Raw genomic sequence first — 11,713 nt, forward strand, 5'->3', positions numbered from 1 at the left:
GGTGGGTCGGTGGTGGGTCGGTGGCGGGGAACCGGGTGGCGCGCCTCCGTAGACTGGTCGGATGGCCAGAGGACGCGGGGAGTGGCGCGCACCGCAGACGCACAAGCCCGCGTCGGCGCCCGGACGCGACACGACGACGAAGACGGTGGTGGCCTCCAACCGCCGCGCGCGCTTCGACTACGCCATCGAGGACGTGTTCGAGGCGGGGATGGTGCTCACCGGCACCGAGGTGAAGTCGCTGCGGCAGGGCCGCGCGTCGCTGGTCGACGGGTTCGCCGAGGTCGAGCGGGGCGAGGCGTGGCTCGAGGCCGTGCACATCCCCGAGTACGCCGAGGGCACCTGGACCAACCACGAGCCGCGGCGCCGCCGCAAGCTGCTGCTCCACGCCGCTGAGATCGAGAAGCTGGCGCAGTCGGCGGCCCAGAGCGGCTACACGCTGGTGCCGCTGCAGCTGTACTTCCGCGGCGGCCGGGTGAAGGTCGAGATCGGCGTCGCGAAGGGCAAGAAGACCTTCGACAAGCGCCAGGCCCTGCGCACCCAGACCGACGAGCGCGAGGCCCAGCGCGCCATGCGCAACCGCAGCCGCATCGGCGAGTAGCTCGTCAGCCCACCGGGTGCGGTGGGTCTCGTGCCGCCGCAGGCTGGGTGCATGCGTGCTGTCTTCCACGAGTCCTACGGCGGTCCCGAGGTCCTGCAGGTCGGTGAGCGGCCCGACCCCGTCGTCGGTCCGGACTCCGTCCTCGTCCGCGTGAGGGCCGCCGGGGTGAACCCCGTCGACTTCAAGATCGGCGCGGGGTACCTGCAGGGGGCCTTCCCCTCGTTCCTGCCGACGATCGCCGGGTGGGACGCCGCCGGCGTCGTCGAGGCGGTCGGGCCCGCCGTGCGCGACCTGGCCGTCGGTGACGAGGTCCTGGGCTACGTCCGCAAGGACTTCGTCCGTGACGGCTGCTACGCCGAGCTGGTCGCCGGGGCCCAGCGCCACTGGGCGCTGAAGCCGCCGGCCGTCTCCTGGGAGGCCGCCGGGGCCCTGCCGCTGGCGGGCCTCACCGCGCTGCAGTCGCTGGAGGCGGTGCGCGCGGGCGCGGGCGACACCGTGCTCGTGCACGCCGCGTCCGGTGGCGTGGGCCACCTCGCGGTCCAGATCGCCGTGGCCCGCGGGGCGCGCGTCATCGGCACCGCGAGCGAGCGCAACCACGACTTCGTCCGCTCCCTGGGCGCCGAGCCCGTCCAGTACGGCGACGGGCTGGTCGACGCCGTGCGCGCCCTCGCCCCCGAGGGCGTCGACGCCGCGGTCGACTACGTCGGCGGCGACGCGATCACGCAGTCGGCCGAGCTCGCGAAGGACCCGGCGCGCACCGCGTCGAACGTCGACCCGCAGGCCGTGGCCGAGGCGGGCGGGCTCTACTGCTTCGTCACCCCCGACGCCCGGCAGCTGGCCTCCCTCGCGGCCCTGGTGGCCGACGGGACCGTGCGCGTCGAGGTGCAGGAGGCGTTCCCCCTGGAGCGCGCCGCCGACGCCTGGACGGCGCAGGTGGACGGCCACGTCCGCGGCAAGCTGGTCCTCGCCGTCTGAAAACCCGTGGCGCCGTTCGCCGGGCTGCGGGCATCGTGGTCCTGCTGCCCGACGAGCGGCGCACCGGTGGCTCACCGGCCGCGTCCCGCGCACCAGCGGGCAGCGCAGCACTGCGGATGCTGGCGCCTCATCAGCGCTGAGGTTCGACTCCTCGACCGATGACGGCGGCCGGTGCCCCGCCGCGCCCGCGAGGGCCGGCAGGCAGCGCTCGGACCCGCGCACCTCCTCGAGGGGTTGCCCGTCCGGGCCGTCGGGCACCGGCCGTCGTCGCTGTGCGTCCGCTCCGTGCTGCTGGTCGGTGCACCCGTGGGCGGCAGGAGGCGGAGCGTGTTCAGGAAGCACCTGGTGGTGAGGGACGGCCGGCGCGCCGTCGTCCGGTACGACGGGCGCGTCGTCGACGTCCTCGACGCCGGACGCCACCGGCTCAGGGGCAGGGCGTGGCGGCGCTCGGTGGAGGTCCTCGACGTCCGCCAGCAGCTGCTCATGGTGACCGGCCAGGAGGTCGCGGCGGCCGACGTCCCGGGCGTCCGCGTCAGCGCTGCCGCCCGGTTCGCGATCGCCGACCCGGTGGCCTTCCTCGACGCGGCCGCCGACCCGGAGGCCGAGCTGCGGCTGGCGCTGCAGCTGGCGGTCCGCGACTGGGTGGCCGCGGCTCCGGTCGCCGAGCTGCTCGCCCTGCGGGCGGGGGCGGCGTCGGTGCTCACCCCGCTCGTGGCGACCGAGGTGGCGCACCTGGGGATCGCGGTGGTCGAGGCCTCCGTCCGCGACGTCAGCCTCCCGGGGGAGCTGCGCCGCGCCCTGCTGGCGACGGCGACGGCGACCCAGGAGGGGCAGGCCGCCCTCGAGCGGGCACGCGGTGAGGTCGCCGCCACGCGGGCCCTCGCCAACGCGGCGCGGACGCTGGCGGAGAACCCCGCGCTGCTGCAGCTGCGCACCGTCCAGGAGGCGGCGCGGGCCGGCTCGACCGTCGTCCTGCACGTCGGGGAGTCCTGAGGCTCCCCGACGCTCAGCGGGGTGCGGGTCCCAGCCGTCGGGCGGCGCGGGCGTCGAGGACGAGCAGCGCCAGGCCCTGCACCACGACGGCCAGGCCGTGCGCCCGCAGCTCCGCCTCGCTCGTCCGCCGGCCGCGCCCGCGGCGCCGCAGCCGCCGCAGCACCCGGTCGGGTCGCGCGGCCAGGGCCGACCCGAGCGCCACGTACCCGATGTCGGCCACGGCGTTGGTGGTGAGCAGCAGGCGCAGCCGCTCCGCCGGGGGCGGACCGCTGGCGCGCGCCCGGACCGCGGCGCCGGCACCGAGCACGGCGGCGTCGACCACCGCCCACAGCACGGTCTGCTCCCCGAAGGCCCGCAGCGCCGGGTGCCCCCGGCGCTTCCCGACCACCAGGGCCACCGCCCCGGTCAGGGTGCTGGCCACGGTCCACGTCTGCAGCGCACGGGTGAGCTCGCGCTCGACGGCCTCGACGTCGTCGTCCACGGGACCAGTCTCGCGCGGAACAGCGGGCGCGCAGCAGGAGTTCTCACTGGAGGACCGGCTGCCGCTGCGCGTAGGATGGTCCGACTGCCCGTGGTCCCGGCCGCGAGCAGCACAACTCCACAGGGGGTGTCAGGTTTCGACGTCGCATCGTCGAACCAGGGGAAGCGGGTCGAGAAGGCAAGGTCATCTCGTTAACGTTCCTTGCAAACCCACAGGTGCCGATTCCAAGAGCACCGACTTCGCTCTCGCTGCCTGATCAGCTGAGTTGAAAGTCCGTCGGCCCGGGAGTGCTCCCGGCCCGGGTACCGGCGTCAGCTAGGGAGCTCAACCACCGGCCAGTGTCACCGGGGCCGGTGGGAAACCAAGGTGACTGGGCTCGTCAGCGCAACGCCCGTGTGAGCGCTGGAGCCGAGCAGAACGAGTCACGGGCTGCACCCGGAGAAGCCCTGGGGGCACGACGGCGGACGCGGGTTCGATTCCCGCCACCTCCACCTCGTCGCTCTCGGACTGATCAGCAGTCGTCCCACGTGAGCGACACCCCCCTTGCGAGCAGCGGAGGGCCCGACCACCAGGTCGGGCCCTCCGTCGTCTGCCCGCGCGCACGACCGGGCGCACGACCGGGCGCACGACCGGGCGCACGACCGGGCGCACGACCGGGCTCACGCCCCCGGGGCCGGCGGGCTCAGGTGCTGGGAGAAGAACTGCAGCACCTGGGGCATCGCCGCCTTGAACGACGTCGTGAGGTGCTCGCCGCCCGGCTGCAGGTACGTCTGCGTCGTCGCCGGGGGTGGCAGCAGCGGAGCGAACTCCTTCGCGGCGCGGACGTCCTCGGGGCTGTCGGTGCCGGCCACGAACAGCCAGGCCGCGCCGCCGGTGGAGGTCGGTGCCAGGGCCGACGGGTACAGGGCCCGCACCGCGGGGTCCTCGCGCTGCGGCAGGTCCGTCTCCATGGAGAAGTACCCGGCGATGCTGACGACGGCGCCGTACTGGTCGGGGTGGCGCAGGGCGATCGCCGCCGCGCAGTACGCCCCCGCGGAGGCCCCCGAGATGCCCCAGCCGCGCCCTGGCGGGAGCACGCGGAAGTCGTCCTGGACCATCCGCGGGAGGTCGGTGTCGAGGAAGGTCCCCACGGCCGGCTGTCCCGGCATGTCGGTGCACTCGGTGTCGACGTCCTTCGACACCTGCATCTCGGGCATGACGAAGACTAACGGCAGCACCGAGCCGTCAGCGGCCCCCCTGCTGACCACGTCCTGTGCGCCGTAGGAGCGGTCCGTCCAGTTGTTGTACGTGGCGCCGTCGCCGCCGGGGTAGAGGAACAGCACCGGGAAGTCCTTCCCGGCGTAGGCGGGGTCGGAGTACTGCGGCGGGGTCCACACCCAGACGGTCATCGTGACGCCCGACGAGGGCCCGGTGAGCACCGTCTGCCGCACGGGCTGGTCGCCGAAGTCGGCCTGCGTCCACACCTGCCCGTCCGCCACGTGCCGCTGGGGCGGGGAGGGCGACGCCGTGCTCGCGGCCGGTGCGGCGGACGACGGCGCACCACCCGGGGCCGAGGTGGGCGAGGTGGACGAGGCGGCGACGGGCGCCGCGCCGTCGGCGGCGGACGAGCAGCCGGTCAGGACGACCAGGAGCGCAGCGGCGCAGAGCGCGACCAGCGGACGACGACGGGGCACGACCCCCACGGTGGAGGGCCACCGATGACGGGAGCGTGCCCACCGCCTGCGGACCCCCTGGCAGCCACCCGCCAGCTGCCTGGACCGGTGCGGGGACGGGTCGAGGCGCGGTCAGAAGGTGAACCGCGTGCAGTCGGTGGGAAAGGCCGACCACGCCAGCGCCCGCTGCGGCACGAGGACCCGCAGCCCCCCGCCGTCGTCACCCGACCAGGCGTCGGCGCCGGGGGAGTACCCGGCGGCGTGGTACTTGCTGAACGCCTCCGCCAGGCGCCGGCCCAGGTCGGCGGCGTCGGCGCGCGCCGGGTGCGACGCGCCCTCGACCACGACGACGTCGCTGCCGCTCTCCAGGTGCAGCGAGCACGCGGGGTTGGAGGCCAGGTTGCGGGCGTGGACGGTGGTGGCGGCGCCGTCGTACCAGAACCGCCCGTCGAGCCAGACGCCCCAGCGGGGCACGGTGTGGGGGCGGCCGTCCGGCCTCACCGACGCCAGCCAGTAGTGCTGGGCGGCCACGAGGCGCTCCTGGACGGCTGACCAGGCGAGGACGCCGTCGGTCGTGTCGGGCAGGCCATAGCCCTCGGGCATCACGGGCCGCTCGACGCGCGGCCCCACACTGGGTCCCATGCCCGGCACCGTAGGGACGCCCACCGACAGCCCTGACAGCCCTGACGGCCGTGGCGGCGCGGGCGCCGAGCGCTGCCCCTGCGGCACCGGCGACGCCTACGCCGCCTGCTGCGGCCGCTACCACCGCGGGGAGGCCGACGCTCCCACCGCGGAGGCCCTCATGCGGTCGCGCTACTCGGCCTTCGCGCTCCGCGACGTGCCGTACCTGCTGCGCACGTGGCACCCCCACGACCGGCCCGAGGAGGCCGAGGTGGACCTCGACCCCGACCAGCGCTGGGTCCGCCTGGACGTCGTCGAGACCACGGGCGGTGGTCCCTTCGACGACGAGGGCACCGTCACCTTCGAGGCGCGCTGGCGCAGCACCGCCACCCGCGACGACGGGACCCCGGCCCGCGGGGTGCTGCGCGAGCGGAGCCGCTTCGTGCGCACCGCGGCGGCGGGCCCCGGCGCCGGCCGCCGCTGGCTCTACCTCGACGGCGAGCTGGCCTGAGGCGTGCTCTACGGGACGGCGGCGACCGCGGCCCTGCTGGCCGTCGCCGTCGTCGGTGACGCCTGGGCGCCCACCTACGCGCTCGCCCTCGCGGCCTTCTGGTGGCTGCTGCCCACCCCGGTGCTGCTCGTGCGGGCGCTCCTGCGGGGTCGTCGCCGCGCCGTCGTCGCCCTCACCGCGCCCGTCGCCGTGCTGGCGAGCACCTGGGGGCACGTGCTCGTGCCCGGGAGCCCGGCGAGCAGCACCGCCCGGTCCGACCTGCGGGTCGCCACCTACAACGCCACCCACGGGGGCTCGGTCGACGGCGTGCTGCGGCTGGTCGCCGACGACGCCCCCGACGTGCTGCTGCTGCAGGAGCTGACCCCCCGCCAGCGGGGCGCCGCCGACCGGCACCTGGCCGCCGCCTACCCCTACCGCTCCTTCGGGCCCCTGGGGCCGCAGGACGACGGCGACGCCGTGCTCAGCCGCTACCCCGTCCTCAGCGCCACCCCGCTCGCGGGCCTGCCCGACGGCGCCCGACCGGCCGACCTGGTGCGGCTCGACCTGGGCGGCCGCACCGCGTCGGTCCTCTCGGTGCACCTGGCGAGCCCGTGCCTGGGCTGCTCCGCGAGCGACGGCGCCCGCAACCCCGCGGGCGGCACCGCGAGCGCCGGTGCGGTGCGGGTGGCCGAGGCCCGGCACCTCGCCGAGGTCGTCCAGGAGCGGCGTCGCGCGGGAGACGTCGTGGTCGTCGGGGGCGACATCAACTCCGCGGAGCTCAACGAGCCGCTCCAGCTGCTCGTGGCCGCGGGCCTCACCGACGTGAACGCGGCGGTGGGCCGGATGCCGCAGCTCACCCGCGGTCCGGGCCCCGGGCTCGCGCGGGTCGACGTCGTGCTGGTCGCGGGGCTGGAGCCGGTGCGCACGTGGGAGGGGGAGCGGGGCCCGAGCACGCACTCGCCGGTGCTGGCCGACCTGGCCCTGGCCGGCTGGGGCCCAGGCGCGAGGATGGCGCCGTGCCGATCCTCCACAAGGACATGACGCTCTGCATCTCCCTGGCGGGGCGCCCCTCGAACCTCGGGACCCGCTTCCACAACTTCCTCTACGACGAGCTGGCCCTGCCGTTCGTCTACAAGGCGTTCACCACCGACGACGTCGAGGGCGCCCTCCGCGGCGTGCGGGCCCTGGGCATCCGGGGCTGCTCGGTGTCCATGCCGTTCAAGGAGGCGGTGATCCCGCTGGTCGACGAGCTGGAGGCGTCGGCGGCGGCGATCGAGAGCGTCAACACGATCGTCAACGACGGCGGCCGGCTCACCGCCTCGAACACCGACTACGAGGCCGTCGCGACCCTCATCGCCGGGCTCGACCCGTCGCTGCCGGTCGTGGTGCAGGGCTCGGGGGGCATGGCGAAGGCGGTGGTCGCCGCCTTCCGCGGCTCCGGCACCCACGACCTGACCGTCCTCGCCCGCAACGAGGCCACCGGCCGCCGGCTCGCGGAGAAGTACGGCTACCGGCACGCCGTGCGAGCCTCCGAGCCGGTCGACGACGCGGTGCTGGTCAACGCGACCCCGCTGGGGATGGCGGGGGAGGACGCCGACGCGCTGGCCTTCCCCCTGGAGCACGTCCGCGCGGCGGCGGCCGTGCTCGACGTCGTCGCCTTCCCCGCGCTGACCCCGCTGGTGCGGGCCGCCGAGGGGGCCGGGGTGCCGGTCATCACGGGGTCGCAGGTGATCGCGCTGCAGGCGGCCCGCCAGTTCGAGCGGTACACCGGGGTCGAGGTGACGCCCGAGCAGGTGGAGCGGGCCTCGGCGTTCTCCCGCCAGGGCTGAGCGCCGGCCGCCGGGCCGGTCGGCTGCGGGTCAGCCGGCGGGCTGGGCCTCGGAGGCGGGGCGCGCCAGCTGGACGCACGCCGCGAGCGCCAGCCCCACCCCGATGACGACCGGTGTGGCCCAGCCCGGGCGCACGCCGTCGCCGAGGAGCAGCAGGCCCGCGGCGCCGCCGACCACCACCTCGACCACCCACAGCGCGGCCGTCGCCGCGACCACGCCGTCACCGGACAGCGCCCTGCCGTAGAGCAGCGTCCCGGCGACGCCGGAGATCACCACGGCCCAGGTGGCGGGCTCGGTGAGCAGGCCCAGCGGGGAGGCGGGCTCCACGAGGCGGGCGCACAGCGCGGCGACGGAGTAGGCGACACCGGCGGCGCACGAGAGCACCAGGGCCCCGGTGCGCCCCTCCAGCCAGCGCCGGGGGCGCTCGGAGGTGCCCGCCGGCACGGCCACCAGCAGGGCGAGGGCGACGGCCAGCCCCAGGGCCGCCTCGACGGTGCCGGGAGGAGCGGGCTGCGGGCGGCCCGGCTGGGCCCCGGCGGCGACCAGGGCGAGGCCCGCGACGGCGGCCACGACGGCCGCGTGCTCGACCCTGCCGAGCCTCACGCCCAGCGCGCGTGCGCCCAGGAGGGCCGTCACGGCGAGCGAGCCGGCGAGGAGCGCCTGGACCGCGAACAGCGGCAGCGTCCGCAGGGCGACGAGCGACACGAGCCACGCGGCGCCGTCGAGGACCACCCCGGCCAGGTAGAGCGGCTGGCGGGCCAGCCCGACGGCGCCGGCCCCGCCGGTCGTGGGCGCCGCACCCCCGGCCGACGCCGCCCGCCGGGCCCCGAGGGCCTGCAGCACCGACGCGACGCCGTAGGCCAGGCTCGCCACGAGCGCGGCGGTGAGGCCCAGCGCCGCGCTCACCGGGGGCTGCTGCCGGGGCCGACGGGCCCGTCGTCGTCCCGGTCGTCGCCCTCGTCGCCCTCGCCGTCCGCGTCGTCCTCGTCGGCAGCGGTGCGCGAGCGGCCGGGGAGGCGGTCGCGCAGCGCGGTGCCCACACCGCTCAGCTGGCTGCCGATCTGCTCGCCCAGGCGCGGCAGCGCGGAGACCAGCGGCAGCTCCTCGGTGAGCCCCTCGGCGCGGGCCATCGTGAGGCCGTCGGTGGCGAGCTGGGCGAGGTCGTCGACGACGACGTAGCGGGCCCGCCAGGTCGGGTCGTACTTGGCGTTGAACCGCCACAGCGACTCCATCTGGGAGTGGCTGCCCAGGCGCGTGAGCACCTGGCGGGCGAGGTCGGGCACGCGGCCCTCCTGCTCGCCGGAGACCACCGTGCGGAGCACCGCGAAGTTGAGGCCGAGCCCCTTCTGGCCGCGCTCGCGCACGTGCTCGGCGGTGGCGATGATCATCGCGTCGACGATGCCGGAGGGCAGGCCCTCGTCGGTGGAGCGGCGCATCACGTCGAGCGACCAGCCGTCGACGTCGGCCGAGGGCACCCACTGCACGAAGCCGATGACCCTGTCGACGGCGGGGGCCTCCTCGGTGGCGGCCACCCGCTGGCGGGCCACGGTCAGCAGCAGGTCGGCGTCGGCCGGGTCGGCCAGGCGCGACAGCGTCATCGAGAAGCCGCGCTCGGCGTCGCCGCGGCGGCTCTGCGCGCTCATGGCCACGAGCTCGGCGCGCATCGCGGGGTCGAGCTCGCCGGCGGTGTGGAAGGAGTACGTCACGCCGGCGCGCCCCACGCGGTTGTACGCCTGCCGCAGCGACTTCATCGCGTTGCCGGCGAGGGTGAAGGTGGTGCAGTCGAGCACGGCCTCGTCGCCGAGGTAGACCGGGCGCATGCCGGTGCGCTCGTACACCGGCAGCCAGGGCTCGGCGGCGCCGATCACCAGCACGGTCCAGCCGTTGCGCTCGGCGTAGTCGCGGAAGTCGGCCCAGGCGTCCTCGCGCTCCTCGGGCGGGCCGACCGGGTCGGGGGAGACCAGGCAGGTGGTGCCGCGCACGGAGTGGGCGACCACGGTCGAGCCGGTGAAGAACCAGTCCTTGTCGTCGCGCAGGGCGAAGTAGGCCAGGGTGTCGCCGCCCCAGCGGTGCACGACGGCGCGGGCGCGCTCGCGCTCGGCGTCGTGCTCGGCCCGACCGAGCTTCGGGGCGCGGCGGGGTGCGAAGACCAGCCACAGCACCGTGCAGACCAGGCCGACGCCGATCACGGGGAGGAGCCGGCTCGAGGCCGGCCCGAGCCCGGGCACCACGCCGGCCGGGACGCCGACGCGCTGCGCCTCCTCCACGCCGACGAGCCGCCCGGCGGCCTCGCGGGCGTCCTCACCGAACTGCCCGTGGTGGCGGTGCCCGCCGAAGCCCAGCGTCAGCGCTGCCGTGATGAGCACGGCGGCGACGGCCCCGCCCGCGCCCAGGACCACGGCGCGCACGGCGGCGGCGTGGCTGGGCAGCACCGGGAAGGCCCGGCGCTGCGTGCTCAGGTAGGCCGCGACCGCCGCGGTGAGCAGCGCCTCCTCGTAGTCGATGCCCTTGACCAGGTGCAGCACCGTCAGACCGAGGAGCAGGGCCAGCGCCGCGCCCCAGGCCAGGCGGCTGCCGCGGCGCAGGCCGCGCGCGACCACGAGCAGGGTGCACCCGGCCAGCGCGGTCACGCCGGCCGCGGTCTGCGGCACCAGGAAGGGCGTGAGGCCCAGCAGGGTCTCCAGGCGGCCGCGCAGCGGCGGGAGCGCCGCGGAGAGCAGGGAGAGCAGGCCGGCGGCAGCCACGACGACGGAAGCGGTGCGCCGGCGGCGGTCTCGACGGACGAGGTGATCCACGAGGGGTCATCCTGCGCCATCGCGCGGCCCGCCCGCAGGCGCCGTCGGCCGTCCGGTCGACCTCCCACGCGACTCCCACGCGACTCACAGTCGGCCCCCGGTACCTCGCGTGGCGCGCTCCCAGGCCGGGGAGCCACCATCAGCCGTGGCCTCCGCGTCCGCGCCCCTGGCGCTCCCGAGCGCCGGCGAGGTGCCCCGCGCCGTCCTGGACCAGCTGGGGGCCCACCGCGACGTGCTCTCCACCTGGTGGCCCGCCGGCGTGCTGGGCGGGCTCGCCGTGCTCCTGGTGGTGCTGGTGGTGGTGCGGCGCCGCCGGGGACGCCGCCCGTGGCTGGCCGGGAGCGCGGCCGTGCTGGTCCTCGCCCTGGCGCTGGCGGCCGGGGTGAACACCCGGCTGGGGCTGCTGCCCTCGGCGCAGGCCGCCGAGACCCTGGCCACCGGGCGCGTGCCGGACACCGACGGCGAGGTCACCCAGGTGCAGGTGCCGCTGCGCGACGGCTCGGGGCTCGACCCCAGCGACACCTGGGTCTACACCCCTCCCGGCTACGACCCCGACGACGCCGGCTCGGTCCGCTACCCGGTGGTCTACCTCTTCCACGGCGAGCCGGGCTCCTCGGCCGACTGGTTCACCGCGGGCGACGTCGCCCACACCGCCGACGTGCTCATCCACGACCGGCTGATCCCCCCGGTCGTCCTCGTGGCCCCCGACCTCACCGCCCCCGACACCGACGACACCGAGTGCCTCGACAGCACCCGGCCCGGCGGGCCTCAGGTGGCCACCCACGTGCTCGACGTCGTCAGCTGGGTCGACGCGCACTACGCCACGGCCGCCGACCCCGCGCACCGGGTGGCCGCGGGGATGTCGATGGGGGGCTACTGCGCCCTCGACCTGGGCCTGCGCCACCAAGACGTCTTCGGCGGCGTCGTCGGGCTGGAGGCGTTCGGCAGCCCCGGTCCCGGCGGGAGGGACGCCCTGAGCACGAGGGCGGAGTACCGGGCGGCCTCGCCCGTCCACTACCTGCCCCGCCTGCCCGTCCGGGAGGGCGTGCCGTTCTGGTTCGACCTCGCCGAGGACGGCGACCCGCTCGCGGCGCGGGAGACCCGGCGCGTGGTGAGCGACCTGCGGGCGAAGGGCCTGCCGGTGCTGCTGCGGGTCGAGCCCGACTCCGAGCACGACTGGGACTTCGCCGCCACCGGCATCGCCCCCGGCCTCACGTGGGTGCTCGACCGGATGGGCCTCGCGCCGGCGCCCGAGCCGTCGAGCACCCCGGCGTCCTGA

General features: G+C 76.4%; 12 protein-coding genes and 1 other RNA gene. 8 read left to right on the plus strand and 5 right to left on the minus strand.

Going from position 1 to position 11,713, the window contains the following annotated elements:
* Positions 1-61: 61 nt before the first annotated feature.
* The 3 genes from smpB to F1641_RS01885 all read left to right on the plus strand — a co-directional run bounded on the left by smpB (position 62) and on the right by F1641_RS01885 (position 2,566).
* Entirely contained in the window at positions 62-598 is a 537-nt protein-coding gene (gene smpB / locus F1641_RS01875; protein ID WP_194902776.1) for an SsrA-binding protein SmpB, read from the plus strand.
* A gap of 51 nt (positions 599-649) precedes the next feature.
* A complete protein-coding gene (locus F1641_RS01880) occupies positions 650-1,573 on the plus strand; it encodes an NADP-dependent oxidoreductase (protein WP_194902777.1) in 924 nt (307 codons plus the stop codon).
* Between the two features lie 327 nt (positions 1,574-1,900).
* Entirely contained in the window at positions 1,901-2,566 is a 666-nt protein-coding gene (locus F1641_RS01885; protein ID WP_206690384.1) for an SPFH domain-containing protein, read from the plus strand.
* Positions 2,567-2,579: 13 nt separating this feature from the next.
* Here the strand turns inward: F1641_RS01885 and F1641_RS01890 are convergent, their stop codons facing one another.
* A complete protein-coding gene (locus tag F1641_RS01890) occupies positions 2,580-3,047 on the minus strand; it encodes a DUF6992 family protein (protein ID WP_194902778.1) in 468 nt (155 codons plus the stop codon).
* A gap of 122 nt (positions 3,048-3,169) precedes the next feature.
* On the opposite strand from F1641_RS01890, the gene ssrA reads away from it, so the two are divergent.
* Positions 3,170-3,541: a transfer-messenger RNA gene (gene ssrA / locus F1641_RS01895) on the plus strand.
* 165 nt (positions 3,542-3,706) lie between these two features.
* Here ssrA and F1641_RS01900 read toward each other — a convergent pair.
* Positions 3,707-4,720: an esterase family protein gene (locus F1641_RS01900; RefSeq protein WP_194902779.1), complete on the minus strand. Its 1,014-nt coding sequence runs from the start codon at positions 4,718-4,720 to the stop codon at positions 3,707-3,709.
* Between the two features lie 111 nt (positions 4,721-4,831).
* Positions 4,832-5,302, minus strand: a complete 471-nt coding sequence (locus tag F1641_RS01905; protein ID WP_206690385.1) for a pyridoxamine 5'-phosphate oxidase family protein — start codon at positions 5,300-5,302, stop codon at positions 4,832-4,834.
* Between the two features lie 37 nt (positions 5,303-5,339).
* On the opposite strand from F1641_RS01905, the gene F1641_RS01910 reads away from it, so the two are divergent.
* The 3 genes from F1641_RS01910 to F1641_RS01920 are packed head-to-tail and all read left to right on the plus strand — an operon-like array spanning position 5,340 to position 7,639.
* Complete coding sequence (locus F1641_RS01910; protein WP_194902781.1) at positions 5,340-5,831, plus strand: YchJ family protein; 492 nt, start codon at positions 5,340-5,342, stop codon at positions 5,829-5,831.
* 3 nt (positions 5,832-5,834) lie between these two features.
* A complete protein-coding gene (locus F1641_RS01915) occupies positions 5,835-6,851 on the plus strand; it encodes an endonuclease/exonuclease/phosphatase family protein (RefSeq protein ID WP_194902782.1) in 1,017 nt (338 codons plus the stop codon).
* Positions 6,827-7,639, plus strand: coding sequence for a shikimate 5-dehydrogenase (locus F1641_RS01920; protein ID WP_194902783.1), 813 nt, complete (start codon positions 6,827-6,829; stop codon positions 7,637-7,639). The genes F1641_RS01915 and F1641_RS01920 overlap by 25 nt, the downstream gene beginning before the upstream one ends.
* A gap of 30 nt (positions 7,640-7,669) precedes the next feature.
* On the opposite strand, the gene F1641_RS01925 is transcribed toward F1641_RS01920, so the two are convergent.
* Entirely contained in the window at positions 7,670-8,545 is an 876-nt protein-coding gene (locus F1641_RS01925; protein WP_194902784.1) for a hypothetical protein, read from the minus strand.
* A complete protein-coding gene (locus tag F1641_RS01930; RefSeq protein WP_194902785.1) occupies positions 8,542-10,434 on the minus strand; it encodes a phosphatidylglycerol lysyltransferase domain-containing protein in 1,893 nt (630 codons plus the stop codon). The genes F1641_RS01925 and F1641_RS01930 overlap by 4 nt, the downstream gene beginning before the upstream one ends.
* A 145-nt stretch (positions 10,435-10,579) precedes the next feature.
* Between F1641_RS01930 and F1641_RS01935 the strand changes: the two genes are divergently transcribed.
* Positions 10,580-11,713 carry an esterase family protein gene (locus F1641_RS01935; RefSeq protein WP_194902786.1) on the plus strand — a complete coding sequence of 378 codons (1,134 nt, stop codon included), beginning with the start codon at positions 10,580-10,582 and terminating at the stop codon, positions 11,711-11,713.

The sequence above is a fragment of the Quadrisphaera sp. INWT6 genome (genome assembly GCF_015390235.1).
Lineage (GTDB): Bacteria > Actinomycetota > Actinomycetes > Actinomycetales > Quadrisphaeraceae > Quadrisphaera.

What these genes read in the sequence shown, in the direction of transcription:
- smpB (WP_194902776.1), top strand. Translation starts at nt 62, where the DNA reads ATGGCCAGAGGACGCGGGGAGTGGCGCGCACCGCAGACGCACAAGCCC.
- F1641_RS01880 (WP_194902777.1), top strand. Translation starts at nt 650, where the DNA reads ATGCGTGCTGTCTTCCACGAGTCCTACGGCGGTCCCGAGGTCCTGCAG.
- F1641_RS01905 (WP_206690385.1), bottom strand. Translation starts at nt 5,302, where the DNA reads ATGCCCGAGGGCTATGGCCTGCCCGACACGACCGACGGCGTCCTCGCC.
- F1641_RS01910 (WP_194902781.1), top strand. Translation starts at nt 5,340, where the DNA reads ATGCCCGGCACCGTAGGGACGCCCACCGACAGCCCTGACAGCCCTGAC.